At 69.3% G+C, this 26,022-nt stretch carries 28 protein-coding genes; 24 read left to right on the top strand and 4 right to left on the bottom strand.

All coding sequences use genetic code 11. From position 1 onward, the window contains the following. The first annotated feature begins 11 nt into the window (after positions 1-11). The 3 genes from O6P37_RS20215 to O6P37_RS20205 are packed head-to-tail and all read left to right on the top strand — an operon-like array spanning position 12 to position 2,582. Positions 12-1,250 carry an acyl-CoA dehydrogenase family protein gene (locus O6P37_RS20215; RefSeq protein ID WP_269895755.1) on the top strand — a complete coding sequence of 413 codons (1,239 nt, stop codon included), beginning with the start codon at positions 12-14 and terminating at the stop codon, positions 1,248-1,250. Position 1,251: 1 nt separating this feature from the next. Then, positions 1,252-2,238, top strand: coding sequence for a phosphotransferase family protein (locus O6P37_RS20210; protein ID WP_269895754.1), 987 nt, complete (start codon positions 1,252-1,254; stop codon positions 2,236-2,238). Further along, positions 2,238-2,582 (top strand): DUF6285 domain-containing protein, encoded by a 345-nt coding sequence (locus tag O6P37_RS20205; protein ID WP_269895873.1) that lies wholly within the window; start codon positions 2,238-2,240, stop codon positions 2,580-2,582. The genes O6P37_RS20210 and O6P37_RS20205 overlap by 1 nt, the downstream gene beginning before the upstream one ends. Here the strand turns inward: O6P37_RS20205 and O6P37_RS20200 are convergent. Continuing rightward, positions 2,567-3,205 carry a class I SAM-dependent methyltransferase gene (locus tag O6P37_RS20200; protein WP_269895753.1) on the bottom strand — a complete coding sequence of 213 codons (639 nt, stop codon included), beginning with the start codon at positions 3,203-3,205 and terminating at the stop codon, positions 2,567-2,569. The genes O6P37_RS20205 and O6P37_RS20200 overlap by 16 nt on opposite strands. Before the next feature lie 93 nt (positions 3,206-3,298). Between O6P37_RS20200 and O6P37_RS20195 the strand changes: the two genes are divergently transcribed. The 19 genes from O6P37_RS20195 to O6P37_RS20105 all read left to right on the top strand — a co-directional run bounded on the left by O6P37_RS20195 (position 3,299) and on the right by O6P37_RS20105 (position 21,992). Then, positions 3,299-3,703, top strand: a complete 405-nt coding sequence (locus tag O6P37_RS20195; protein ID WP_269895752.1) for a nuclear transport factor 2 family protein — start codon at positions 3,299-3,301, stop codon at positions 3,701-3,703. Positions 3,704-3,705: 2 nt separating this feature from the next. After that, positions 3,706-4,242 (top strand): YceI family protein, encoded by a 537-nt coding sequence (locus O6P37_RS20190; RefSeq protein ID WP_269895751.1) that lies wholly within the window; start codon positions 3,706-3,708, stop codon positions 4,240-4,242. Positions 4,243-4,320: 78 nt separating this feature from the next. Then, positions 4,321-4,722, top strand: coding sequence for an Rv3143 family two-component system response regulator (locus O6P37_RS20185; RefSeq protein ID WP_264012235.1), 402 nt, complete (start codon positions 4,321-4,323; stop codon positions 4,720-4,722). A 183-nt stretch (positions 4,723-4,905) separates the two neighbouring features. Further along, a complete protein-coding gene (locus O6P37_RS20180) occupies positions 4,906-5,310 on the top strand; it encodes an NADH-quinone oxidoreductase subunit A (RefSeq protein ID WP_269895750.1) in 405 nt (134 codons plus the stop codon). Then, positions 5,301-5,855: a NuoB/complex I 20 kDa subunit family protein gene (locus O6P37_RS20175; RefSeq protein WP_264012237.1), complete on the top strand. Its 555-nt coding sequence runs from the start codon at positions 5,301-5,303 to the stop codon at positions 5,853-5,855. The genes O6P37_RS20180 and O6P37_RS20175 overlap by 10 nt, the downstream gene beginning before the upstream one ends. Beyond that, positions 5,852-6,565 (top strand): NADH-quinone oxidoreductase subunit C, encoded by a 714-nt coding sequence (locus tag O6P37_RS20170; RefSeq protein WP_269895749.1) that lies wholly within the window; start codon positions 5,852-5,854, stop codon positions 6,563-6,565. Before O6P37_RS20175 ends, O6P37_RS20170 begins: the two co-directional genes overlap by 4 nt. Further along, positions 6,565-7,905 (top strand): NADH dehydrogenase (quinone) subunit D, encoded by a 1,341-nt coding sequence (gene nuoD, locus O6P37_RS20165; RefSeq protein ID WP_269895748.1) that lies wholly within the window; start codon positions 6,565-6,567, stop codon positions 7,903-7,905. The genes O6P37_RS20170 and nuoD overlap by 1 nt, the downstream gene beginning before the upstream one ends. Further along, the gene (nuoE, locus tag O6P37_RS20160) at positions 7,902-8,777 is read left to right on the top strand and encodes an NADH-quinone oxidoreductase subunit NuoE (protein ID WP_269895747.1); all 876 of its coding nucleotides are present in this window, start codon (positions 7,902-7,904) and stop codon (positions 8,775-8,777) included. The genes nuoD and nuoE overlap by 4 nt, the downstream gene beginning before the upstream one ends. Next, positions 8,774-10,099 (top strand): NADH-quinone oxidoreductase subunit NuoF, encoded by a 1,326-nt coding sequence (nuoF, locus tag O6P37_RS20155; protein WP_269895746.1) that lies wholly within the window; start codon positions 8,774-8,776, stop codon positions 10,097-10,099. Before nuoE ends, nuoF begins: the two co-directional genes overlap by 4 nt. Next, entirely contained in the window at positions 10,096-12,486 is a 2,391-nt protein-coding gene (locus O6P37_RS20150; RefSeq protein WP_269895745.1) for an NADH-quinone oxidoreductase subunit G, read from the top strand. The genes nuoF and O6P37_RS20150 overlap by 4 nt, the downstream gene beginning before the upstream one ends. Continuing rightward, positions 12,486-13,742, top strand: a complete 1,257-nt coding sequence (nuoH, locus tag O6P37_RS20145; protein ID WP_269895744.1) for an NADH-quinone oxidoreductase subunit NuoH — start codon at positions 12,486-12,488, stop codon at positions 13,740-13,742. The genes O6P37_RS20150 and nuoH overlap by 1 nt, the downstream gene beginning before the upstream one ends. Further along, positions 13,735-14,259, top strand: coding sequence for an NADH-quinone oxidoreductase subunit NuoI (gene nuoI, locus O6P37_RS20140; RefSeq protein ID WP_269895743.1), 525 nt, complete (start codon positions 13,735-13,737; stop codon positions 14,257-14,259). Before nuoH ends, nuoI begins: the two co-directional genes overlap by 8 nt. A gap of 11 nt (positions 14,260-14,270) precedes the next feature. Then, positions 14,271-15,065 carry an NADH-quinone oxidoreductase subunit J gene (locus O6P37_RS20135; RefSeq protein WP_269895872.1) on the top strand — a complete coding sequence of 265 codons (795 nt, stop codon included), beginning with the start codon at positions 14,271-14,273 and terminating at the stop codon, positions 15,063-15,065. Further along, on the top strand, positions 15,062-15,361 hold the full coding sequence (gene nuoK, locus O6P37_RS20130) for an NADH-quinone oxidoreductase subunit NuoK (protein WP_264015819.1): 300 nt from the start codon (positions 15,062-15,064) through the stop codon (positions 15,359-15,361). The genes O6P37_RS20135 and nuoK overlap by 4 nt, the downstream gene beginning before the upstream one ends. A gap of 6 nt (positions 15,362-15,367) precedes the next feature. Continuing rightward, entirely contained in the window at positions 15,368-17,248 is a 1,881-nt protein-coding gene (gene nuoL / locus O6P37_RS20125) for an NADH-quinone oxidoreductase subunit L (RefSeq protein WP_269895742.1), read from the top strand. Further along, the gene (locus O6P37_RS20120; protein ID WP_269895741.1) at positions 17,242-18,822 is read left to right on the top strand and encodes an NADH-quinone oxidoreductase subunit M; all 1,581 of its coding nucleotides are present in this window, start codon (positions 17,242-17,244) and stop codon (positions 18,820-18,822) included. Before nuoL ends, O6P37_RS20120 begins: the two co-directional genes overlap by 7 nt. A 1-nt stretch (position 18,823) precedes the next feature. Continuing rightward, positions 18,824-20,389: an NADH-quinone oxidoreductase subunit NuoN gene (gene nuoN, locus O6P37_RS20115; protein WP_269895740.1), complete on the top strand. Its 1,566-nt coding sequence runs from the start codon at positions 18,824-18,826 to the stop codon at positions 20,387-20,389. Between the two features lie 12 nt (positions 20,390-20,401). Further along, positions 20,402-21,184, top strand: coding sequence for an enoyl-CoA hydratase (locus O6P37_RS20110; RefSeq protein ID WP_269895739.1), 783 nt, complete (start codon positions 20,402-20,404; stop codon positions 21,182-21,184). 28 nt (positions 21,185-21,212) lie between these two features. Beyond that, the gene (locus O6P37_RS20105) at positions 21,213-21,992 is read left to right on the top strand and encodes an SDR family NAD(P)-dependent oxidoreductase (RefSeq protein WP_269895738.1); all 780 of its coding nucleotides are present in this window, start codon (positions 21,213-21,215) and stop codon (positions 21,990-21,992) included. Positions 21,993-21,995: 3 nt separating this feature from the next. Here O6P37_RS20105 and O6P37_RS20100 read toward each other — a convergent pair whose 3' ends face one another. Both O6P37_RS20100 and O6P37_RS20095 read right to left on the bottom strand, forming a co-directional pair. Further along, positions 21,996-22,685, bottom strand: coding sequence for a PIG-L deacetylase family protein (locus O6P37_RS20100; RefSeq protein ID WP_269895737.1), 690 nt, complete (start codon positions 22,683-22,685; stop codon positions 21,996-21,998). A gap of 4 nt (positions 22,686-22,689) precedes the next feature. Further along, positions 22,690-23,292: a TetR/AcrR family transcriptional regulator gene (locus O6P37_RS20095; RefSeq protein ID WP_269895736.1), complete on the bottom strand. Its 603-nt coding sequence runs from the start codon at positions 23,290-23,292 to the stop codon at positions 22,690-22,692. A gap of 43 nt (positions 23,293-23,335) precedes the next feature. On the opposite strand from O6P37_RS20095, the gene O6P37_RS20090 reads away from it, so the two are divergent. Next, entirely contained in the window at positions 23,336-24,472 is a 1,137-nt protein-coding gene (locus tag O6P37_RS20090) for a phosphotransferase family protein (protein ID WP_269895735.1), read from the top strand. Further along, positions 24,472-25,584 carry a hypothetical protein gene (locus O6P37_RS20085; protein ID WP_269895734.1) on the top strand — a complete coding sequence of 371 codons (1,113 nt, stop codon included), beginning with the start codon at positions 24,472-24,474 and terminating at the stop codon, positions 25,582-25,584. The genes O6P37_RS20090 and O6P37_RS20085 overlap by 1 nt, the downstream gene beginning before the upstream one ends. On the opposite strand, the gene O6P37_RS20080 is transcribed toward O6P37_RS20085, so the two are convergent. Further along, the gene (locus O6P37_RS20080) at positions 25,581-25,931 is read right to left on the bottom strand and encodes a hypothetical protein (protein WP_269895733.1); all 351 of its coding nucleotides are present in this window, start codon (positions 25,929-25,931) and stop codon (positions 25,581-25,583) included. The genes O6P37_RS20085 and O6P37_RS20080 overlap by 4 nt on opposite strands. Positions 25,932-26,022: the final 91 nt, after the last annotated feature.

Here is a 26,022-nt window from a genome sequence, read left to right as displayed (position 1 = left end):
GAGGAATCAGAGTGGATTTCGCACTGCCGCAACATCTTCCGGCGCTACTGGAGGAGATGGACGCGTTCGTCGAGGCGGAGATCAAACCGCTGGAGCGCGAACACATCCAGTACTTCGACCACCGCCGCGAGTACGCGCGCACGGACTGGGACAACGGCGGGATCCCGCGCCGCGAGTGGGAGGACCTGCTCGATGAGATGCGGCGGCGCGCCGACGCGGCGGGCTGGCTGCGCTACGGACTGCCGTCCCGGTTCGGCGGCCGCGACGGCACCAACATCGACATGGCGGTGATCCGGGAACACCTGGCGCACAAGGGTCTGGGCCTGCACAACGACCTGCAGGACGAGTCCTCGATCGTGGGGAACTTCCCCCAGGTCATCATGATGGACCGGTTCGGCACCGAGGCGCAGAAAGCCGAGTGGATCGAAGCCATGCTGACCGGCGAGCGGTCGATGGCCTTCGGGCTGACCGAGCCGAAGCACGGTTCCGACGCCACCTGGCTGGAGACGCGCGCCGTTCCCGACGGCGACGGCTGGGTGATCAACGGCACGAAGCGGTGGAACACCGGGGTGCACCGCGCCACTCATGACCTGATCTTCGCCCGCACGTCCGGCGAACCCGGCCAGGCGCGGGGCATCACGGCGTTCCTGGTGCCGACCGACTCCCCCGGCTTCACAGTGCCGTACTACTGGTGGACGTTCAACATGCCGACCGACCACGGCGAGGTGGAGCTGAAGGATGTCCGCGTGCCTGCCGACGCGGTGCTCGGCGAGGTGGACCGGGGCCTCGAGGTGGGCCAGACCTTTCTGCACGAGAACCGGATCCGGCAGGCGGCGAGCAGCCTGGGCGCCGCGCAGCACTGCATCGACCGTGCGGTCGCCTACGCCAACTCGCGCAACGTGTTCGGCAAACCGCTGGCCGTCAACCAGGCCGTGCAGTGGCCGCTGGTCGAGCTGCAGACCGAGGCGCAGATGGTGCGCCTGCTGGTGTATTACGCCGCAACCGAACTGGACCGCAGCCACCACATGGAGGTCTCGGACAAGGTGTCGATGGCCAACTACCGGGCGAACCGGCTGGTGTGTGAGGCCGCCGACCGGGCCATGCAGGTGCACGGCGGCGTGGGCTACAGCCGTCACGAGCCGTTCGAACACATCTACCGCCACCACCGGCGCTACCGCATCACCGAAGGCGCGGAGGAGATCCAGATCCGGCGGGTGGCGCAGCGGCTCTTCGGGTTCGGCAAGCGCTGACATGGCGGGCGGCGATGTCGGCACCGATCTGGCCGGCGCACTCGTCACGGTGCTGCGGCCGGTGCTCGGGGACTCGGTGGCGGTGCGCGACCTGCACCGCCTCACCGGCGGAGCCAGCCGCACCACCTGGGCATTCGACGCGGTCACCGACCGGGCCCAGGCGCTGATCCTGCGCACCGGTCCGGCCGACGAGGTGCATGCGGGCATGGAACTGGAGGCCAGGGCACAGCAGCGGGCGGCCGCCGTCGGCGCACCGGTGCCTCACATCCTCGCCGCGGACGATTCGGCTGCGGCGCTGGGCAATCCGTATCTGATCTGTGGCGCCATCGCGGGCGAGACCATCGTGCGGCGGATCTTCCGCGGCCTCGACGACGCCGGGCGCGACCGGCTGCTGCGGCAGTGCGCGCAGGCGCTGGCCGCGATCCATCGCGCGGACCCCGACGACATCGGTCTGACACCGGCCGACCCGCTGGCCGAGTGGCGCGAGCGGCTCGACGAGATGGGTGACACCACCGCGACGTTCGAGTGGGCGTTCCGCTGGCTGGAAGCCAACCGGCCGCCGCCGACGCCGCCGCGGCTGGTGCACGGCGACTTCCGGATGGGCAACCTGATCGTCGACGACTCCGGGCTGGCGGCCGTGCTGGACTGGGAACTCGTCCACATCGGCGAGGTGTACGAGGATCTGGCCTGGTTCTGCATCCGGGCCTGGCGATTCGGAGCGCCCGAGCACCTCGGGGCGGGCGGGCTGGGCAGCGTCGAGAGCCTGCTCTCGGAGTACGAGGCCGCGGGCGGTTGCCCGATCGACCGGGCGGCCTTCCGGTGGTGGCTGGCGGTGGCGACACTGCGCTGGGGCGTCATCTGCCGCTTCCAGGCCGAGCGGCACCTCGCCGGGCAGACCCGGTCGGTCGAGCTCGCCGCGATCGGCCGACGGGTCTGCGAAACGGAGTGGGACCTGTTGGAACTGCTGGAAGGACGGGGCCCGAGGTGATCCACGACGCGCCGCTGCACGGTCGCCCCACCGCCGCCGAGCTCGTCGCCGCCGTCGCCGAATTCCTCGAGCACGACGTGCGCGAGGCCACCGAGGGGCAGGTCAACTTCCACGCCCGGGTGGCGGCCAACGTGCTGCGCACCGTCGAACGCGAACTGCTGGACTCGTCGGCAGCGGACGTCGCGGCCGCGGTGCGCGAACTCGGCTATGACGACGAGACGCACCTCGCCGCGGGCATCCGGGCCGGTGAGCTCGACGACCGGGCCGCCGAGCTGCTGGCCGCCCTACGGGTGCTCGTGCGACACCGCCTCACCGTCGCCCATCCCGGCTACGACGCCACGTGACGCACAGTGGCCAGCCAGGCCGGTTCGTCGACCCGGGTGCCGACCGGCACGCCGTAGGCATCGGTCTGCGCCTGCCCCACCACGCCGCGGTACGTCGTGGTGTCGAGCGCCTCGAGCGCCCAGCCGTCGGCGAACGCGCCGCGGATGTCTGCCTCACTGACCTGCGGCCCGAATCCGCGGCCGGCATCCGACAGCGCGAGCACGTGCACCAGCGCGTCGGGCCGGCACACCCGGGACAACCCGGCGACGTAGCGGGCGCGGTCGGCGGCGTCGAACACGTGGAAGAGCGCGCTGTCGACGATGGTGTCGTACCGGTGCGGCCCGTCCAAGGCCAGCGCGTCGGCGACCTCGAACCGCGCGCTCACTTCCCTGGCCGCCGCGTTGTCGCGGGCCGTGCGCACGGCGTGCGGCGAGAAGTCGATCCCGACCACGTCGTAGCCGAGGCCGGTCAGCAGGATCGTGTGCTCACCGGCACCGCAACCGGCGTCGAGGACGCGACCGCGGATCAGTCCACGCCGTTCCAGCTCGACGACCGCGGGTTGCGGGCCGTCGATCACCCACGGCGCGGTACCCGACCGGTAGGCGTCGTCGAACACGGACTTGGCGGGTGTCACTTCGGGCATTGCCTGACCTCTCCTGATGCGGAATCCTGCTTGTGACCGAAGTGTGAAACCTCAATCACCGTTGAGGTCAAGTCCCACGATCAGGAGGTCGCCGTGACACCGGCTCCGCCCCGGGCCGCCGACCAGGTGGCCGACCGGCTCTTCACGGCGATCGAGGCAGGCGACACCGCCGCCGTCGAACGGCTCTGGGCCGGCGACGTGCTGGTCTGGCACTCCGGCGACCGGCAGGACAACGACCGCGCGCGGGCCTTGCGGGTGATCGGATGGTTCATCAGCCGGACAACCGAACGCCGCTACGAGATACTCGATCGCACGCTGTTCGACGGCGGTTTCGTCCAGCAGCACGTGCTGCGCGCCGCCGGAACGGACGGTGCGACCATCGCGATGCGCGTCTGCATCGTGATCAGAGTGAGCGACGACGGGCTGATCACCCGGATCGACGAATACTTCGATCCGGCGGAGATGGCGCCGCTGCTCACTCAGCAATCACGGAGGTGATCATGGCCAGCTTGGCAGAACTGCTCGCCAGCCCGCAGGCGGTGGGCGTGTGGACTCTGGTGCCCGACCGGTCCCGCATCGGGTTCAGCAACCGGACGTTCTGGGGCGTCGCGAAGGTGAAGGGGTCGTTCAGCGACTTCAGCGGCGAGGGACAGATCACCGGAACGGGCGCCGTGTTCGGCCGGGTCGACGTGCGCGCCGACTCACTGAGCACCGGTATCGGAAAACGCGACGCACATCTGCGGTCGGAGGAGTTCTTCGACGTCGGCGCCCACCCCGAGATCAGCGTCGTCGTGACGGCGGCCGAACCCCGCGACACCGACCGCGCCGAGCTACGCGCCGACCTGCGGATCAAGGGGGTCTCCCGGCCGATCGAGTTGCCGGCCGTCGTGGAGGTCCTCGACGACGGCGCCATCCGGATCGCCGGTGAGACCACCATCGACCGCACCGACTTCGGGGTCAGCGGCAACATGATCGGGATGATGGGACCGAAGTCAGGCGTGTCGGCTGATCTGGTGTTCCGCCGCGCGAGCACCTGACCCGGCGAAACACGCGGCAACGCATCCTGATTCGCCGACATCGCTGCCGGCGTCCGCGAGGTCGGTAGCATCTCGCGCATGGCCGAGCCGTCCCGCCCGCTGCGGATCCTGGTGTACAGCGACAATCCGCGCACCCGGGAGGCAGTACAGCTGGCCCTGGGCCGGCGGATCCACCCGGAACTGCCCGAGCTGTCCTACGTCGACGTCGCCACCGGGCCCATGGTGATCAAGCACATGGACGCCGGCGGCTTCGACCTGGTGATCCTCGACGGAGAGGCAAGTCCGACCGGCGGCCTGGGCATCGCCAAGCAGCTCAAGGACGAGATCGACGACTGTCCACCCGTCCTGGTGCTGACGGGCCGCCCGGACGACGCCTGGCTGGCCAACTGGTCGCGGGCCGAGGCCGCGGTGCCCCATCCCATCGACCCGATCCGGCTCGGCGACGCGGTGGTGTCGCTGCTGCGGACGCCGGTGCAGTAGCCCCGGCACCACCGAGTTGTCAGAATGCTTGGCGCTCTTGGCTCTTGAGCGCGGAGACATCAGCGCTGCGGCGCGCCCAGCCATTGGATACCGATACTAACCAAAACGTGTGGCGCGGATCGCAAACATGGCTAGGCTGTGGGTTAGCTCACATCGACAGCCACGAGGGAGCGCTTGCGCGGTATGGATTTGTACACGCCGATCCTGGTCTTGGGGGCGATAGCGGCCGCCTTCGCGGTGGTATCGGTGGTGATCTCCATGGTCATCGGCCCAAGCCGGTACAACCGGGCCAAGCTCGAGGCCTATGAGTGCGGCATCGAACCGCTGGCGCCACCGTTCGAGCCGCAGACCGGCGGTATGCACAAAGGCGGGTCGCGGTCAGCGACCGTCCAGCGGATCCCGATCAGGTACTACCTGACCGCGATGCTGTTCATCGTCTTCGACATCGAGATCGTGTTCCTCTACCCGTGGGCGGTGGCCTTCGACAGTCTGGGACTGTTCGCCCTGGTGGAGATGCTGCTGTTCATGCTCACCGTCTTCGTGGCCTATGCCTACGTATGGCGACGGGGAGGCCTGAATTGGGACTAGAAGAACGGCTGCCGGGCGGGATCCTGCTGTCCACCGTCGAGAAGGTCGCCGGCTACGTCCGCAAGGGCTCGCTGTGGCCGGCCACCTTCGGTCTGGCGTGCTGCGCCATCGAGATGATGTCGACGGCGGGCCCGCGGTTCGACATCTCCCGCTTCGGGATGGAACGGTTCTCGGCGACGCCGCGACAGGCCGACCTGATGATCGTCGCCGGCCGGGTCAGCCAGAAGATGGCGCCGGTGCTGCGGCAGATCTACGACCAGATGGCCGAACCCAAGTGGGTGCTGGCCATGGGGGTGTGCGCGTCGTCCGGCGGGATGTTCAACAACTACGCGGTGGTCCAGGGCGTCGACCACGTGGTGCCGGTGGACATCTACCTGCCGGGCTGCCCGCCGCGTCCGGAGATGCTGCTGCACGCAATTCTCAAGCTGCACGACAAGATTCAGCAGATGCCGCTCGGGGTGAACCGGGAAGAAGCGATCCGTGCGGCCGAAGAGGCCGCTTTGGCGGTGACTCCGACCATCGAGCTCAAGGGGTTGCTGCGGTGACCGGGCCCACGAACGGCCACGGCAACGGCGCCGCCGACGGAGACGGCGCCACCACTCCGGAGGTCATCGGCGTCCGCCGAGGCATGTTCGGCGCCAAGGGCACCGGCGACACGTCGGGCTACGGACGACTGGTGCGCCCGGTGGCCCTGCCCGGTGGCAGCCCCCGCCCCTACGGCGGCTACTTCGACGACGTCGTCGACGCCCTCGCCGCCGTCCTCGGTGAGGACGTCTACGCCGAGGCCGTCGAGCGGGTGGTGGTGTATCGCGACGAACTCACCCTCGAGGTGCGGCGCGAGCATCTGCCTGCGGTGGCGCGTGCGTTACGCGACGATGCCGCACTGCGTTTCGAGCTGTGCCTCGGCGTCAGCGGGGTGCACTACCCCGACGACGCCGGTCGCGAACTGCACGCGGTGTATCCGCTGATGTCGATCACCCACAACCGTCGGATCCGGCTGGAGGTGGCCGCCCCCGACGCCGATGCCCACGTGCCTTCACTTTTCGGCATCTACCCGACGACCGATTGGCACGAGCGCGAGACGTACGACTTCTTCGGCATCGTCTTCGACGGCCACCCCTCGCTCACCCGCATCGAGATGCCGGACGACTGGGTGGGACACCCGCAGCGCAAGGACTATCCGTTGGGCGGGATTCCCGTGGAGTACCACGGAGCCGAGATTCCCCCGCCCGACGAGCGAAGGGCCTACAGCTGATGTCTCGAAACCCGAAGCCGCCCACCGACGGCGGTGGTTCCGCGGCAGGTGCCGACACAGTCGTCGTCGTCGGTGGCGAGGACTGGGACCAGGTGGTGGCCGCCGCGGCTAAGGCGCAGTCCGGTGAGCGCATCGTGGTGAACATGGGCCCCCAGCATCCGTCCACCCACGGCGTGCTGCGACTCATCCTCGAGATCGAGGGCGAGACGATCATCTCGGCGCGTTGCGGCATCGGCTATCTGCACACCGGCATCGAGAAGAATCTCGAGTACCGCAACTGGACACAGGGCGTCACGTTCGTCACCCGGATGGACTACCTGTCACCGTTCTTCAACGAGACCGCCTACTGCCTGGGTGTCGAGAAACTGCTCGACGTCACCGATGCGGTGCCCGAGCGCGCCAGCGTGATCCGCGTGATGCTGATGGAGCTGAACCGCATCTCGTCGCACCTGGTGGCGCTGGCCACCGGCGGCATGGAACTGGGCGCGATGAGCGCCATGTTCTACGGCTTCCGGGAACGGGAACAGATCCTGTCGGTGTTCGAGCTGATCACCGGTCTGCGGATGAACCACGCCTACATCCGGCCCGGCGGGCTGGCCGCCGACCTGCCCGACGACGCGGTGCCGAGGATCCGGGACCTGCTGGAGCTGCTGCCCCGACGGCTGCGCGATCTCGAGGACCTGCTCAACGAGAATTACATCTGGAAGGCCCGCACACAGGGCATCGGCTACCTCGACCTGGCCGGCTGCATGGCGCTGGGCATCACCGGGCCGGTGCTGCGGTCCACCGGTCTGCCGCACGACCTGCGCAGGGCGCAGCCGTACTGCGGTTACGAGAACTACGAATTCGACGTGATCACCGACGACGGCTGCGACGCGTACGGCCGCTACCTGATCCGGGTCAAGGAGATGCGCGAGTCGATCAAGATCGCCGAACAGTGCCTGGACAAGCTGCGGCCCGGCCCGGTGATGATCACCGACAAGAAGCTGGCCTGGCCCGCCGACCTGAAACTCGGCCCCGACGGGCTGGGCAACAGCCCCGAGCACATCGCGAAGATCATGGGCCACTCGATGGAAGGGCTCATCCACCACTTCAAGCTCGTCACCGAAGGCATCCGGGTGCCGGCCGGCCAGGTGTACTCGGCCGTGGAGTCACCGCGCGGCGAGCTCGGGGTGCACATGGTGTCCGACGGCGGGACCCGGCCCTACCGGGTGCACTACCGCGATCCGTCCTTCACGAATCTGCAAGCGGTGGCGGCGATGTGCGAGGGCGGCATGGTGGCCGACGCGATCTCGGCGGTCGCGTCGATCGATCCGGTGATGGGCGGGGTGGATAGATGACGATCTTCCTGGAACTCGGTCAGCGCCCCGACGAGGCGGGTCCGCCGATCCACGGGCCCTCGGCCTATCCGCCCGAGGTGGCCGAGAGGCTGACCGCCGACGCCGCCACGATCATCGGGAAGTATCCGCAGTCCCGCTCGGCGCTGCTGCCGCTGCTGCACCTGGTGCAGTCCGAGGACGGCTACCTGACCCCGGCGGGCATCGGGTTCTGCGCGGATCGACTCGGCCTGACCGCCGCTGAGGTCACCGCCGTCGCCACGTTCTACTCGATGTATCGGCGCAATCCCACCGGCGACTTCCTGGTCGGCGTGTGCACCAACACCTTGTGCGCGATCATGGGCGGCGACGCGATCCTGGAGGCGCTGCAGGATCATCTGGACATCCACGCCGGTGGGACCACCGGGGACGGTCGCGTCACCCTGGAGCACATCGAGTGCAACGCCGCGTGCGACTACGCGCCGGTCGTGATGGTCAACTGGGAGTTCTTCGACAACCAGACCCCGTCGTCGGCCCGCGACCTGGTCGACGAGTTGCGCTCCGGCACGCCGCCGGCACCCACGCGCGGGGGGCCGCTGTGCACCTTCCGCGAGACGGCCCGCACGCTCGCCGGACTCGCCGATCCGCGGTCCGGCGCCGCAGGGGTCGGCGCCGCCACCCTCGCCGGTCTGCACGTTGCGCAGGAGAACTCCATGACGGCACCCGCGCCGACCGCCACGGAGGACCAGCCGCCCACCGGTGACAACGGAGCCGCTGCCGCGCAGGACGCCGTGGAGACCACCCGTGACGAACCCGCACCCGCGCCGTCGGCCACGGTGCCGGTCGAGTCCGGTACCGCCGAAACCGCGCCGCGCGCAACGGAGTCCGACACATGACCGGGCTGACGCCGGTGCTGAGCCGGTTCTGGGACGAGCCCGAGCCGTGGTCGATGGAGACCTACCGCCGCCACGACGGATACCGCGCGCTGGAGCGAGCGCTGCACATGGCGCCCGACGACGTGATCGCGCTGGTGAAGGACTCCGGGCTGCGCGGGCGCGGCGGCGCCGGCTTCCCCACGGGCACCAAGTGGTCGTTCATCCCCCAGGACGACACCGGCGCCGGCGCCAAACCGCACTACCTGGTGATCAACGCCGACGAGTCCGAACCCGGCACGTGCAAAGACATCCCGCTGATGATGACCACGCCGCACTTCCTGGTCGAGGGTGCGATCATCGCCGCCTACGCGATCCGTGCCCACCACGCGTTCATCTACGTGCGCGGCGAGGTGGTGCCGGTGCTGCGCCGCCTGCAGGCGGCGGTGGCGGAGGCCTACGCGGCCGGATACCTCGGCACCGACATCGGCGGCTCCGGCTACGACCTCGAACTGATCGTGCACGCCGGCGCGGGCGCCTACATCTGCGGCGAGGAGACCGCGCTGCTCGACTCGCTGGAAGGTCGCCGCGGCCAGCCCCGGTTGCGCCCGCCGTTCCCCGCGGTGGCCGGCCTGTACGCCTGCCCCACGGTGGTCAACAACGTCGAGTCGATCGCCAGCGTCGCGCCGATCCTGCTCAACGGCATCGACTGGTTCCGCTCGATGGGTTCGGAGAAGTCGCCGGGCTTCACGCTGTACTCGCTGTCCGGCCACGTGACCAGGCCCGGCCAGTACGAGGCGCCGCTCGGCATCACGCTGCGCGAACTGCTCGAGTACGCGGGCGGTGTGCGGGCGGGGCACACACTCAAGTTCTGGACCCCCGGCGGGTCGTCGACACCGTTGCTCACCGACGAACACCTCGACGTGCCACTCGATTACGAAGGCGTCGCCGGCGCCGGTTCCATGCTCGGCACCAAGGCCCTGCAGATCTTCGACGAGACCACCTGCGTCGTGCGCGCGGTGCGGCGCTGGACGGAGTTCTACGCCCACGAATCCTGCGGCAAGTGCACGCCGTGCCGCGAGGGCACCTACTGGCTGACCCAGATCTACGCCCGGCTGGAGAGCGGGCAGGCGGGCACCGAGGACGTCGACAAGCTGCTCGACATCTCCGACGCCATCCTCGGGAAGTCGTTCTGCGCGTTGGGGGACGGCGCCGCCAGCCCGATCATCTCGTCCATCAAGTACTTCCGCGACGAGTACCTGGCGCACCTCGACCCGGCCTCCCCTGGGTGCCCGTTCGATCCGCACGCCTCCACACTGCTGGCCGCCGAGGGGGTGGGAGTATGACGCAGACCGCGCAACCCGGGACAGAAGTGCCGCCGGTCGAGATGGTCACACTGACGATCGACGGCGCCGAGGTCAGCGTGCCCAAGGGCACCCTGGTGATCCGGGCGGCCGAACTGATGGGCATCCAGATCCCGCGGTTCTGCGACCACCCGCTGCTCGACCCCGTCGGCGCCTGCCGCCAATGCCTGGTGGAAGTGGAGGGCCAGCGCAAGCCGATGGCGTCGTGCACCACCACCGTCAGTCCGGACATGGTGGTGAGCACGCAGTTCAGTTCCGAGGTCGCCGACAAGGCGCAGCGCGGGGTGATGGAACTCCTGCTGATCAACCACCCGCTGGACTGCCCGGTCTGCGACAAGGGCGGCGAATGCCCGCTGCAGAACCAGGCGATGTCCAACGGCCGCGCCGAGACCCGGTTCACCGACGTCAAGCGCACCTTCCCCAAACCCATCAACATCTCCGCCCAGGTGCTGCTCGACCGGGAGCGCTGCGTGCTGTGCGCCCGCTGCACCCGGTTCTCCGAACAGATCGCCGGCGACCCGTTCATCGACCTGCTGGAACGTGGTGCGCTGCAACAGGTCGGCATCGCTCCGGGCGAACCGTTCGCCTCCTACTTCTCGGGCAACACCGTGCAGATCTGCCCGGTCGGCGCGCTCACCGGCACCGCGTACCGGTTCCGCGCCCGTCCGTTCGACCTGGTGTCCACGCCGAGCGTGTGCGAGCACTGCGCCTCCGGCTGTGCGCAGCGCACCGACCACCGTCGCGGAAAAGTGCTGCGCCGGTTGGCCGGTGACGACCCCGAGGTCAACGAGGAGTGGAACTGCGACAAGGGCCGGTGGGCCTTCACCTACACCGGCCTCGGCGACCGCATCACCACACCTGCGCTCCGCGAGCCCGACGGCACCCTGCGGCCGGCATCGTGGTCCGAGGCGCTGGGCGTGGCGGCCGCCGGACTGGCCCGCGCGACCGGCGCGGCCGGCGTGCTCGTCGGCGGCCGCGTCACCGCCGAGGACGCCTACGCCTACACGAAGTTCGCGCGGATGGTGCTCGACACCAACGACATCGACTTCCGCGCCCGGCCGCACAGCGACGAGGAGGCCCGCTTCCTGGCCGCCCACGTCGCCGGGGCGCCTCGGACCGTGCGCTACGCCGATGTCGAGAACGCGCCCGCCGTCCTGCTCGCCGGGTTCGAGCCCGAGGAGGAGTCGCCGATCGTGTACCTGCGGCTGCGCAAGGCGGCACGCAAACGCGGTCTGCAGGTGCTGTCGATCGCCCCCTACGCGACGCGCGCACTCACAAAGATGTCCGGCCGGCTGATCCGCACCGGCCCAGGTGCCGAAGCCAACGCCCTCGACGCGCTGACCGACGAGCCGCTGCTGCGGATGCCCGGTGCGCTGATCATGGTCGGCGAACGCCTGGCGACGTCGCCAGGGGCACTGTCGGCGGCGACCAGGCTGGCCGCGGCCACCGGCGCGCGGCTGGCGTGGATCCCGCGGCGGGCAGGCGAACGCGGCGCCGTCGAGGCGGGCGCGCTGCCCAACCTGCTGCCCGGCGGCCGTCCGGTCGACGACCCGCAGGCGCGGGCGCAGACGGCAGCGGCATGGAACATCTCCGCACTCCCCGCCGCCACCGGACGCGACACGGCGGCGATCCTCGACGCGGCGGGCGCGGGCGATGTGGGCGCCGTCCTCGTCGGCGGCGTCGACATCGCCGACCTGCCCGATCCGGACGCCGCCATGGCGGCTTTGCGCGCCGCACCGTTCGTGGTGAGCCTGGAACTGCGCGAGAGCGCGGTCACCGCGATCGCCGACGTGGTGTTCCCCGTGGCCCCGGTCGTGGAGAAGTCGGGTTCGTTCGTCAACTGGGAGGGGCGGCAGCGTCCGTTCCCCGCCGCGCTGCAGACCAACGCGAACGCCGACCGCAGGGTGCTGCACATCCTCGCCGACGAGATGGGTGTGGACCTCGGACTGCCCACGCCGGAGGCGGCCGCGGCCGAGATGGCGGAGCTCGGCCTGTGGGCCGGCGCGCGGCCGGCCGGTCCGGACGAGGCCGCGCTGCCCTCCCCCGTTCCGGAGGCAGGCCAGGCGGTGCTGGCGAGCTGGCGCATGCTGCTCGACTCCGGTCGTCTGCAGGACGGGGAGCCGCATCTGGCCGGCACCGCACGCCCACCGGTGGTCCGGCTGTCGGCCGGGACCGCCGCCGAGATCGGCTGCGCCGAGGGCGATCCCGTGCGCATCGGCACCGAACGCGGTGACGTCGTCCTGCCGCTGGCCGTCACCGACATGGACGACCGGGTGGTGTGGCTGCCGACGAACTCCCCCGGCGCCGCACTGCACCAGCGACTCGGGGCCGGCGCGGGCGCCGTGGTGACGATCGGCCGGGCCACCTGATGATCCACCCCGACCCCACCCTGTTCGGCCACGACCCGTGGTGGCTGATCCTCGCCAAGGCGGTCGGTGTCTTCGCGTTCCTCCTGCTGACGGTGCTGGCGGCGATCCTCATCGAACGCAAGGTGCTCGGCCGGATGCAGATGCGCTTCGGGCCCAACCGCGTCGGGCCGAAGGGCCTGCTGCAGTCACTGGCCGACGGCATCAAGCTGGCGCTCAAGGAAGGCCTCACCCCGGCGGGGGTGGACAAGCCGATCTATCTGCTCGCCCCGGTGATCGCGACGGTGCCGGCGTTTCTCGCCTTTGCGGTGATCCCGATGGGCGGCGCGGTGTCGGTGTTCGGCCACCGCACCGCCCTGCAGCTGACCGACCTGGCCGTCGCGGTGCTCTACATCCTCGCCGTCACCTCGATCGGCGTGTACGGGATCGTGCTGGCCGGCTGGGCGTCGGGGTCGACATACCCGCTGCTGGGCGGACTGCGGTCGAGCGCCCAGGTGGTGTCCTACGAGATCGCGATGGCGCTGTCGTTCGCGGCGGTGTTCCTCTACGCGGGCACCATGTCCACCTCAGGCATCGTGGCCGCGCAGGACCACACGTGGTTCGTGTTCCTGCTGCTGCCTTCGTTTCTCGTCTACGTCACGTCGATGGTCGGCGAGACGAACCGGGCGCCGTTCGACCTGCCCGAGGCCGAGGGCGAACTGGTCGGCGGGTTCCACACCGAGTACTCGTCGCTGAAGTTCGCGATGTTCATGCTCGCCGAGTACGTCAACATGACGACGGTCTCGGCGCTGGCCACCACGATGTTCCTCGGCGGCTGGCACGCACCGTGGCCGATCAGCATCTGGGACGGCGCCAACACCGGCTGGTGGCCGCTGCTCTGGTTCACCGCCAAGGTGTGGGCGTTCCTGTTCCTCTACATCTGGCTACGCGGCACCCTGCCGCGGCTGCGCTACGACCAGTTCATGGCCATCGGCTGGAAGGTGCTCATCCCGGTGTCGCTGGCCTGGATCATGGTGGTGGCCACGGCTCACAGCCTGCGCGTGCACGGCGAGGGAGCGTGGGCGACCGCCCTGCTCATCGGCGGCACGGTCGCCACCCTGCTGCTCGCCAGGACACTGTGGCGGGCGCAGCGTCCCGGCACCGAACGATCCATCGCCGACCCGGTAGCGGGCCCGGATTCCTTCCCGGTGCCGCCGTTGCCGCACGAAACTGCCGCAGCGACGGCCGAGTCCACACCCAAGGAGAAGACCGATGCCTAAGCTCTGGGACGCCGTCGCCGGATTCGCGGTCACCTTCACCACGATGTTCAAGAAGCCCATCACCGAGGAGTATCCGGAGGAACCCGGTCCGGTCGCCCCGCGGTACCACGGCCGCCACCAGCTCAACCGATACGCCGACGGTCTCGAGAAGTGCATCGGCTGTGAGCTGTGCGCATGGGCCTGCCCGGCCGACGCGATCTACGTGGAGGGCGCGGACAACACCGAGGCCGAACGGTTCTCGCCGGGCGAGCGGTACGGCCGGGTGTACCAGATCAACTACCTGCGCTGCATCGGCTGCGGCCTGTGCATCGAGGCGTGCCCCACCCGAGCGCTGACGATGACCAACGAGTACGAGATGGCCGACGACAACCGCGCCGATCTGATCTGGGGCAAGGACAAGCTGCTGGCGCCGATGCAGGCCGGGATGACGCCGCCGCCGCACGCGATGGCTCCCGGCACCACCGACGACGACTACTACCTCGGAAGGATCGCCCCCGTCCCGGAGATCACCACGTGACCGATGCCGTGATGCTGCTCGCCGCTGAGGGCGCCACCCGCACCACCACCACCGAGGCCGTCATGTTCTGGGTGCTCGGCACGATCGCGGTGATCGGCGCGGTCGGGGTGGTGGCCGCACCGAAAGCCGTGTACTCCGCGGTGTCCCTGGCCGGCACGATGATCGTGCTCGCCATGCTCTACATCGCCCAGGACGCGCTGTTCCTCGGTGTCGTGCAGGTGGTGGTCTACACCGGTGCGGTGATGATGCTGTTCCTGTTCGTGCTGATGCTGATCGGCGTCGACCTGTCCGAGTCGCTGACGGAAACGCTTCGCGGCCAACGGGTCGCGGCGATCGCGGTCGGTGTCGGATTCGGCATACTGCTCATCGCCGGCATCGGCAGCGTGTCGACCACCGGGTTCACCGGACTGGCCGAGGCCAACGCGGGCGGCAACGTCGAGGGGCTGGCCGCCCTGATCTTCACCCGCTACCTGTGGGCCTTTGAACTGACCGGGGCGCTGCTCATCACCGCGGCGCTGGGCGCCATGGTGCTGGCCCACCGCGAGCGCTTCGAGCACCGGAAGACCCAACGCGAATTGGCCATCGAACGCTTTCAGACCGGCGGACACGCGACGCCGATGCCCAATCCCGGTGTGTACGCCCGGCACAACGCCGTCGACATGCCGGGCCGGCTGCCGGACGGCTCGGCCTCCGAATCGTCGGTCAGCGCGACCCTGCAGCGCCGTCCCGTGCCCACGATGGACGTCGCACCGGTCGACGGCAACGGCAGGAACGGCCACGCCAACGGCAGGAACGGTCGTCGATGAACCCCGACAACTACCTGTACCTGTCGGCGCTGCTGTTCACGATCGGCGCCGCGGGAGTACTGCTGCGCCGCAACGCGATCATCATGTTCATGTGTGTGGAACTGATGCTCAACGCGGCGAACCTGGCGTTCGTCGCGTTCTCCCGGATGCACGGCCACCTCGACGGTCAGGTGGTGGCGTTCTTCACCATGGTGGTCGCGGCCTGCGAGGTGGTGATCGGCCTCGCGATCATCATGACCATCTTCCGCTCCCGCCGCTCGGCCTCGGTCGACGACGCCAGTCTGCTGAAACACTAGGCGCGCATGACACTTCCGGTATGGCTGCTCATCGCCCTCCCGTTGGCGGGCGCCGCGGTTCTGTTGCTGGCCGGCCGTCGCACCGACCGGTGGGGCCACCTGCTGGGTTGCGCGGCGGCGATCGCGTCCTTCGCCGTCGGCGCGGTGCTCTTCGCGGGCATGCTCGGCCGCGGGGCCGAGGACCGCGCGGTGGTCGAGACGCTGTACTCCTGGGTGCCCGTCGCAGGCCTGCAGGTCGACTTCGGACTGCAACTCGACCAGCTATCGATGTGCTTCGTGCTGCTGATCACCGGGGTCGGCTCGTTGATCCACGTCTACTCCGTCGGCTACATGAAAGGCGACGTCGGTCGCCGAAGGTTCTTTGCGTACCTCAACCTCTTCCTGGCCGCCATGCTGCTGCTGGTGCTGGCCGACAACTACCTCGGGCTCTACATGGGCTGGGAGGGCGTCGGTCTGGCGTCCTACCTGCTCATCGGATTCTGGTCGCACAAGCCGTCGGCGGCCGCCGCGGCGAAGAAGGCGTTCGTGGTCAACCGGGTCGGCGACATGGGCCTCGCGATCGCGCTGATGATCATGTTCGCCACCGTCGGCTCGGTGTCGTTCGAGACGGTCTTCGCCGGCGCCGAGCAACTCGGTGATGGCATGCTCACCGCCGTCGGGCTGATGCTGCTGCTCGGCGCGTGCGGCAAGTCCGCGCAGGTGCCGCTGCAGTCGTGGCTCGGTGACGCTATGGAGGGCCCCACCCCGGTGTCGGCGTTGATCCACGCCGCCACCATGGTCACCGCGGGCGTGTACCTGATCGTGCGGTCCGGGCCGATCTTCGACCTCGCTCCCATCGCGCAACTCGGCGTGGTGATCGTCGGCGCGGTCACCCTGCTCTTCGGCGCGATCATCGGCTGCGCGAAGGACGACATCAAGAAGGCGCTCGCCGCGTCGACGATGAGCCAGATCGGCTACATGGTGCTGGCCGCCGGACTCGGTCCCGCCGGATACGCGTTCGCGATCATGCACCTGCTCACCCACGGCTTCTTCAAGGCGGGGCTGTTCCTGGGCGCCGGCTCGGTGATGCATGCGATGGACGACGAGGTGGACATGCGCCGCTACGGCGGGCTGCGCACCGCGTTGCCGATCACCTTCGCGACGTTCGGACTGGGATACCTGGCCATCATCGGGATACCGCCGCTGGCCGGATTCTTCTCCAAGGACGGCATCATCGAGGCGGCGCTCGGGGCGGGCGGCGCCAAGGGCATCATCCTCGGCGGCACGGCGATCCTCGGCGCAGGCATCACCGCGTTCTACATGACCCGGGTGATGCTGATGACGTTCTTCGGTGAGCGCCGGTGGGCCACCCACGTACATCCGCACGAGGCGCCGAAGGTGATGACGTGGCCGATGATCCTGCTCGCCGTCGGTTCGGTGGGCTCCGGTGCGCTGTTCGCGATCGGCGGGACACTCGAGCACTGGCTCGAGCCCGTCGTCGGCAGCCACGAGATCCATCACGTGGCACCGGTGTGGGTGGTCACCACGATCATCCTCGGCGTGGTGGCGGTCGGTATCGCGGTGGCCGTCCGCGCCTACGGCAACCGGCCGGTGCCCGCCGAACCGCCTGCCGGATCGGCACTCACCGGGGCGGCCCGGCGTGACCTCTACGGCGATGCCGTGAACGAGGCGGTGTTCATGCGCGGTGGACAGGTGGTGACCCGGGCGATGGTCGACGTCGACGACAGGGGCGTCGACGGCGCCGCCACCGGATTGGCTGCGGTGGTGAGTCGGACATCGGATGCGTTGCGGCAGTGGCAGACCGGCTTCGCCCGGTCGTACGCGTTGTCGATGCTCGCCGGTGCGGCCCTGGTGGTCGGCATGATCATGGCGGTGCGGGTGTGGTGAGCGCCTTTCCGTGGCTGAGCGTGTTGTGGGCGGCGCCGATCCTGGGCGCCGGCGCGGTCATGCTGGTACCTGCGACCCGGCGGACGGCGGCCAAGTGGGTGGCGCTGGCCGTCGCGGTGGCCGTGCTGGTGTTGACCGCGACGATCGCGGTCCGCTTCGACCCGGCGGGCGCTCAGTACCAGTTCGTCGAATCCCGGCGCTGGATCCCGTCGTTCGGCACCGGATACATCCTGGGCGTCGACGGCATCGCGCTGGCACTGGTGGTGCTGACCGCGGTGCTCGTACCGCTGCTGATCGTCGCCGGCTGGAACGACGCAGGCGGGCAACGCCGCTCGGTGCACACCTACCTCGCGCTGACCCTGGCCGTCGAGGGCATGGTCATGATGTCTCTGGTCGCGCTGGACGTGCTGCTGTTCTACGTGTTCTTCGAGGCGATGCTCATCCCGATGTACTTCCTGATCGGCGGCTTCGGCGGCGAGAACCGCTCCGGGGCGGCGGTGAGATTCCTGCTGTACAACCTGTTCGGCGGGCTGATCATGCTGGCCGCGGTGATCGGCCTCTACGTGGCGACGGCGGGCAGCGCCGCCTTCGACGCGGGCACCTTCGACTTCCGGGCCATCGTCGCCGCGGTGTCGTCCGGTGAATTCGCCCCCAGCGCCGCCGTGCTGAACCTGCTGTTCCTCGGGTTCATGTTCGCGTTCGCCGTCAAGGCGCCACTGTGGCCGTTCCACCGCTGGTTGCCCGACGCGGCAGTGGAGGCCACGCCCGCCAGTGCGGTGCTGATGATGGCCGTGATGGACAAGGTCGGCACTTTCGGGATGCTGCGCTACTGCCTGCAGTTGTTCCCGGACGCCTCGACGCTGTTCCGGCCCGTGGTGATCACCCTGGCGGTGATCGGCATCGTCTACGGCGCGATCCTGGCGATCGGGCAGACCGACGTCATGCGGTTGATCGCCTACACCTCGATATCCCACTTCGGATTCATCATCCTCGGCATCTTCGTGATGACGAGTCAGGGTCAGTCGGGGTCCACGCTGTACATGGTGAACCACGGCATCTCGACCGCGGCGCTGTTCCTGATCGCGGGATTCCTGGTGTCGCGGCGCGGTTCCCGCATGATCGACGCCTACGGCGGTGTGCAGAAGGTGGCGCCGGTACTGGCGGGCACCTTCCTGGTGGCCGGGCTGGCGACGTTGTCGCTGCCCGGCCTGGCCCCGTTCATCAGCGAATTCCTGGTATTGATCGGCACATTCACGCGGTACCCGGTGCTGGCGGTGATCGCCGCGACCGCGCTGGTGCTGTCGGCGGTGTACATCCTGTGGATGTACCAGCGGATGATGACCGGCCCGGTTCCCGACGACCTGGCCGACGGCGCCCACCGGATCCGCGACCTGGTGCCCCGCGAACTCGTCGTCGTCGCCCCGCTGATCGCACTGCTGCTGATCCTCGGCGTCTACCCCAAACCGGCGCTGGACGTGATCAACCCGGCGGTCGAGCACACGCTGACCACGATCGACCAGCGCGATCCGGCTCCGAGCGTCGCCGTGTCGACCGAAGCCGAAGGGGGCCGCTGACATGCCCACGCCGAGCGTCGAGTACGGCCTGCTGTCGCCGATGCTGATCGTGCTCGCCGCGGCCGTGCTCGGAGTTCTCCTCGAGGCGTTCCTGCCCCGGCGCAGCCGCTACGGAGCGCAGGTCGCACTGGCCCTCGGCGCCCTCGTCGCTGCGCTCGTCGCGGTGGTGGTGCTGGCGCGCAGGCACACCGAGAGCCGGGCGGTGATGGGTGCCGTCGTGGTGGACGCCCCCGCGCTGTTCCTGCAGGGCACCGTGCTGCTGGTCGCCGTGCTGGGCATCCTGCTCATCGCCGAGCGTCAGATTCCCGCCCGCAGCGAAACCGGGCACACGGCAGGCGGACTCGACTCCTTCACACCGCAGGCGTCGGCAATCACCGGAAGCGTCGCCGAGCAGTTGGCCACCAAGGCGGGGGTGATCCAGACCGAGGTCTTCCCGCTGACCATGTTCGCCGTCGGCGGCATGCTGCTGTTCCCGGCCGCCGACGACCTGCTCACCATGTTCATCGCGCTGGAGGTGCTGTCACTGCCGCTGTACCTGCTGTGCGGCCTGGCGCGACGGCGGCGGCAGCTGTCGCAGGAAGCGGCGTTGAAGTACTTCCTGTTGGGCGCCTTCTCCTCGGCGTTCTTCCTCTACGGCGCGGCCATGCTGTACGGCTACGCCGGCACGCTCGACCTGCGCGGCATCGCCACCGTCGTCTCCGCCGGGACCGGGCGACCGATCACGCTCGCGCTGATTGGCACCGGCCTGCTGCTGGTCGGTGTGTTGTTCAAGGTCGGTGCGGTGCCGTTCCACTCGTGGATCCCCGACGTGTACCAGGGCGCGCCGACCCCGGTGACCGCGTTCATGGCGGCGGCCACCAAGATCGCCGCGTTCGGGGCGATGCTGCGCATCTTCTACGTCGCGCTGCCCGAACTGCGCGACGATTGGCGGCCGGTGCTGTGGGCGATCGCCATCCTCACCATGGTGATCGGCACGGTCACCGCCGTCACCCAGACCGACGTCAAACGCATGCTGGCCTACTCGGCCGTCGCGCATTCGGGCTTCATCCTGACCGGCGTGATCGCCGAGAACCAGGCGGGGCTGTCCTCCACGCTGTTCTACCTGTTCGCCTACGGATTCAGCACGCTGGGCGCCTTCGCCGTGGTGAGCCTGGTTCGCGACGCCAATGGCGAGGAGGAGACGGCGATGGCTCGCTGGGCAGGGCTGGGCCGGCGGTATCCGCTTGTCGGAGTGGTGTTCTCGCTGTTCCTGCTCGCGTTCGCCGGGATTCCGCTCACCAGTGGCTTCGTCAGCAAGTTCGCGGTGTTCAAGGCGGCGGGCGAAGGTGGCGCGATCCCGCTGGTGATCGTCGGTGTGGTCGCCAGCGCCATCGCCGCGTACTTCTACGTGCGGGTGATCGTGCTGATGTTCTTCACCGAACCCCCCGACGACGCGCCGGAGGTGGTGGTGCCGAGTGGCCTGACGACGGCCGCGGTGACGGTCGCCGCCGCTGTCACGCTGGCGCTCGGCGCGCTGCCGCAGCCGCTGCTCGATCTGGCCGACAACGCCGACCAGTTCCTGCGCTGAGATGATCGGGCCATGACCGACCTCGACGCGCTCGTGCTGATCCTCGACCAGGGTGCGGTGCGGCTGATCACGATGAACCGGCCGCAGGCGCGGAACGCGTTGAGCCGGAGCCTGATTCGCGAGCTCTATACAGCGCTGACCGATGCCGACGCCGATGCCTCGGTGCGCGCGGTGGTGCTGACCGGCGCCGATCCGGCGTTCTGCGCCGGGGTCGACCTCAAGGAGGCCCAGCAGCTCGGCACGGCCTACTTCGAGGAGTTCCGTGAGCACAGCTGCATCAATGCCACCGGCCGGATGCGGACACCGATCATCGGGGCCGTCAACGGCGCGGTCTTCACCGGCGGCCTGGAGATGGCGCTGGGCTGTGACTTCCTGATCGCCTCGGAGCGGGCGGTGTTCGCCGACACCCATGCCCGGGTCGGCATCCTGCCCGGCGGAGGGATGACCGCGCGATTGCCCCACGTCGTCGGGTCGGCGATGGCGCGCCGGCTGTCGATGACCGGTGAGGTGGTCGACGCCGCCCGCGCCGAACGGATCGGCCTGGTCACCGAGGTCGTCGCGCACGACCGCCTCGTCGAACGAACCCTCGAGTTGGCGCACCAGATCGCCGAGGTACCGGCGCCGACGATGGCCGGGTTGAAGGAGATCTACGCGCGCGGCCAGGAACCAGTCCTGTCCCCCGCGCTGGCGGCCGAGCAGGAGATCGCGGCGGCGCAGACCCGGGACTTCGCGGACCTCGGTGAGCGGTTCAGCCAGGTGAGCGCGCGCAACAAGGGGCAGATCGCCGGGGAATAGCCCACCGTTGGTAGCGGTTGTGGCGCGCATGACCACACTTTCCGGCAAGACCGCACTGGTGACCGGCGCGTCGCGAGGGATCGGACGCGCGATCGCGCGCCGACTGGCCGCCGACGGGGCCGTCGTCGCCGTGCATTACGGCAGCAACGACGCCGCGGCCGCCGAGACCGTCGACGCCATCCGCGCCGCCGGCGGCGAGGCGTTCGCCGTCCGGGCGGAACTCGGCGTCGACAACGACGTCGAGACCCTGTTCGCCGCACTCGAACACGGACTCGACGGTCGTCCTCTCGACATCCTCGTCAACAACGCCGCCATCGCCACCGCAGACGCCACCATCGACAAGGCGACGCCCGAGCAGTTCGAGCGCGAGTTCGCGATCAACGTCCGAGCGCCGTTCTTCATCACCCAGCGAGCCCTGCCGCTGCTGCGCGACGGCGGCCGCATCATCAATGTCTCGTCGGGCGTCACCTGGTTCGCGACACCGCAAATCGTGTACTCGATGACGAAGGGCGCGCTGAACGTCCTCGGCCGCTCACTCGCCAACACGCTTGGAGAGCGTGGCATCACGGTGAACAACGTGGCGCCCGGCGTCACCGACACCGACATGAACTCGTGGCTGCACGACAGTGCCGACGCGCAGCAGGGATTCAGGAACCTCACGGCGCTCGACCGGATCGGCAAGGCCGAGGAGATCGCCGACGCCGTCGCGTTCTTCGCGTCCCCCGACAGCCGCTGGGTGACGGGCCAGACGCTCGACGTCAACGGCGGGATGTACCTAGGGCCGAAGGAAAAGCTGCTGCCCAGTTGATCGTCAGCGCTGCCGCGTGAGGATGAACTCGACGGTGCGCCGGTTGCCGAACTCCGCCCGTGGCTGCGTCGCCGTCTCGACCTGACGGCGGGCCTGCACGATCACGGGGGTGTCCGGGTCGAGAACCGACAGATACGTGTGGTGGGCGGCCAGCGAAGCGACGGCCGCGTCGATGTGGTCGTCGACCGTCTCGCCGTGGGTGCCGTCAGGACCGTTCTCGAACAGCCACCGCGGCGGATCGGTGAGCGTGTCGTAGACCGCCGCGACCGCCCGGGCGAACTCGATGTGGTCGCGCTGATTCGGGGCGCCGGGCTCCCATTCCGGCCCGCTGTAGATGGTGACGACGACGTCGGGCGAGGCGGCCGCGACGCAGTCGGCGATCGCGGCGCGCAGGGCGGGGGTGTCCCGGATGGCGCTGTCGGGGAATGACCAGAACTCGACGTCGTCGACCCCGACGACCGCCGCGGAGCGGCGCTGTTCGCCCTCCCGGATGGGGCCCGCCTGTTCGGGCGCCATCCCCGCGATGCCGGCTTCGCCGCGCCACGCCAGCGCGTAGCGCACCGTGCGGCCCGCGGCGGTCCATTTCGCCACAGCGGCGCCGATGCCGTACTCGGGGTCGTCGGGGTGCGGGACGAGGACCAGCGCCGTGTGCCAGTCGTCGGGAAACGGCTGCAGGGCGTTCGCGGGCGTCACCGCCCTATGCCACCACGCCGCGCGCCACGATGGCCGTGGTCTGGTCGACCCAGGTGTCGTCGAGCGGATGACCGGGCACGAGCAGCAGCCGCAGCATGGTGGCGCCGCCGATGATCTCGACGAGCCGATCGGGATCGACGTCGTCGTGCACCTCGCCGCGGCGCACCGCGTCGGCGAGCCGGATGTGCACCGCGGCGAACACGCCGGCGAATCGGCCCATCACCCGGGCGTTCAGTTCGGCGTCGGCGGACATGTCGGCGATCAGGCCCGGCAGCGCCGCCCGCACCACCGGAGTGGTGAACACGTCGCGGGTGGCTTCGATCATCGCGCGCACGTCGGCGGCGATGTCGCCCGCGGGCGCCGTCAGCGCGGTCGGCGCCGCGGGGAACGCCGCCTCGTGCACCAGTTCGGCCTTGCTGGACCACCGGCGGTAGAGCGCGGTCTTGGTGGTGCCGGCCCGCTGCGCCACCGCCGCCATCGTCAGGTTCGAATAGCCGATTTCCACAAGCAGATCCGCGGTCGCGCGCAGTATGGCAGCGTCAATGCGCGGATCCCGGGGCCGACCGGCGCCCGGGGCCTTGTCAAGCGAAACAGGGTCTGCTTTCATAACGCTACCCACCGTATCGTAATTGCGGCAAAGGAAGGGTCTCATGCCCACAGAACCGGCTGTCGAAGACGTCGGCCGTCTGCAGCGCTCCGGCCGCGACACCAGCACGCTGCCCGATGTGCTGTCCCAGTGGCTGGCCACCGTGCTGCCCGGCGGGGTCGCGCCCCAGGTCACCGTCGAGAGCGGCATCGATTCGAACGGGATGTCGTCGGAGACAATCGTGCTCACCGTGCGACGGGACGACGACGGTGCTCCCGTCGAGGAGCGGTTCGTCGCCCGGGTCGCGCCGTCGGCGGAGGATGTGCCGGTCTTCGACTCCTACCGCCTGGACCACCAGTTCGAGGTGATCCGGCTGGTCGGCGAGTCGACCGACATCCCGGTGCCGCAGGTGCGCTGGCTGGAGCCGACGGGATCGGTGCTGGGCACCCCGTTCTTCCTGATGGACCATGTCGAGGGCATCGTGCCGCCCGACGTGATGCCCTACACGTTCGGCGGCAACTGGTTCTACGATGCGCCGGCCGAGAAGCAGCGCGAACTGCAGGACCGCACCGTCGAGGTGTTGGCCAAGCTGCACGCCGTGCCACAGCCGGAACAGACCTTCGGCTTCCTGGCCGAGAAGGCGCCGCAGCGGAATGCGTTGCGCCGCAATCTTGATTGGCTGACGTCATGGTACGCGTTCGCCGTTCCCGACATCGGCCGCTCCGAGCTGATCGAGCGGGCGCTGGCGTGGCTGGAGGAACACTGGCCCGCCGAGGTCGCCGACGCCGACCCGGTGCTGGTGTGGGGTGACGCGCGGATCGGCAACGTCCTCTACAAGGATTTCCGGCCCGTCGCCGTCCTGGACTGGGAGATGGCCACGCTCGGCCCGCGGGAGATGGACCTCGCGTGGATGATATTCGCGCACATGGTGTTTCAGGAGCTCACCGGCCTCGCCGGGCTACCGGGCATGCCGGACTTCATGCGCGAGGACGACGTCAAGGCCACCTACACCGAACTGACCGGTGTCCCCGTCGGCGACCTGCAGTGGTTCTACGTGTACTCGGCCGTGATCTGGGCGTGTGTCTTCATGCGGACCAGTGCGCGGCGGGTGCGCTTCGGCGAGATCGAGGCGCCCCAGGACGTGGAATCGCTGTTCTACCACGGCGCCCTGCTGCGCCGACTGATCGGAGACGACGCCTGATGCTCGGACCCATGGACGAGTTCCCCGTTCACCAGATCCCGCAGCCGATCGCCTGGCCGGGCTCGTCGGACCGCAACTTCTACGACCGGTCCTACTTCAACGCACACGACCGTACCGGCGACATCTTCGTCATCACCGGGATCGGGTACTACCCGAATCTCGGCGTGAAGGACGCCTACATGCTGATCAGGCGCGGAGACACCCAGACCGCGGTGCACCTGTCCGACGGCATCGACCAGGACCGGCTGCACCAGCACGTCGGCGGCTACCGGGTGGAGGTCGACGAACCGCTGCAGCGGCTGCGGATCGTGCTCGACGAGACCGAGGGCATCGCGGCCGACCTGACCTGGGAGGGCCTGTTCCCCGTCGTGCAGGAGCAGCGGCACCTGCTGCGCACCGGCCACCGGGTGACCCTCGACGCGCAACGGTTCGCGCAGGTGGGGACGTGGAGCGGGCACCTCGTCGTCGACGGTGAGGAGATCGCCGTCGATCCCGCCCGCTGGATCGGCACACGGGACCGGTCGTGGGGTATACGGCCCATCGGCGAGGCCGAGCCGGCAGGCCGGCCCGCTGATCCGCCGTTCGAGGGCATGTGGTGGCTGTACGTGCCGATGGCGTTCGAGGACTTCGCGATCGTGCTGATCATCCAGGAGGAGCCGACCGGCTTCCGGTCGCTCAACGACTGCACCCGCATCTGGCGCGACGGCAGGGTCGAGCAACTGGGCTGGCCACGAGTGAAGATCCACTACACGTCCGGGACCCGGATCCCCTACGGCGCGACGATCGAGGCCACCACCCCCGACGGTGCACCGGTGGTGCTGGAGGTGGAGTCGAAGCTGGCGGTGCCCATCCACATCGGCGGCGGCTACGGCGGCGACTCGGACTGGATCCACGGAATGTGGAAGGGCGACAAGTTCACCGAGCGGCTGACCTACGACATGACCGACCCGGCAGTGTCGGGGCGGGCGATGTTCGGTGTCATCGACCACGTCGGGCGGGCGAGCTGCAGTGTCGGCGGCCAGACCGTCGAAGGGTGGGGCCTGTTCGAGCACGGGGCACTCGGCCGCCACGACCCGTCGGGCTTCGCGGACTGGCTGACCCTGGCGCCCTAGCGGTAGCGGCGGTGCAGCGACTGCTTCGATACGCCGAGGATGCGGGCGATGTCGCCCCAGGAGTAGCCGGCGGTGCGTGCGGCGCGGATCGCCCCGTCATAGTTCTCTCGCGCGCGGTCGAGGTCGTCGCGAGCTGAATGGAGTCCGCGTCGGCATTCGCCCGACATGATCTCGGTGATGACCGGGTCGGGTTCGTCGACGGCAGGCCGGGGGTCGCGAGCTCCGCACTCGAGTTCCTCGAGGGTGCGGCGGCGCATCTCCTCGAGGTCAGGGTGGTTGGCCCACCATGGTTGCCGCGATTGGGGCGGCTGGGGCGGCTCCGGCATGCCGCTCTCGTCGGGTGCCATGGGCGCAGTATGCGGAGGAGCACCGACAGGTGCGGGGTGCGGATTCGGCAGACATAAACGACTCGCGCGCGTCAACAAAGGTTGACGCATG

The sequence above is a fragment of the Mycobacterium hippophais genome (genome assembly GCF_027529605.1).
GTDB lineage: Bacteria > Actinomycetota > Actinomycetes > Mycobacteriales > Mycobacteriaceae > Mycobacterium > Mycobacterium arseniciresistens.
The sequence above is the reverse complement of the archived record's forward strand: the minus strand, read 5'-3'. Positions and strand labels throughout refer to the sequence as shown.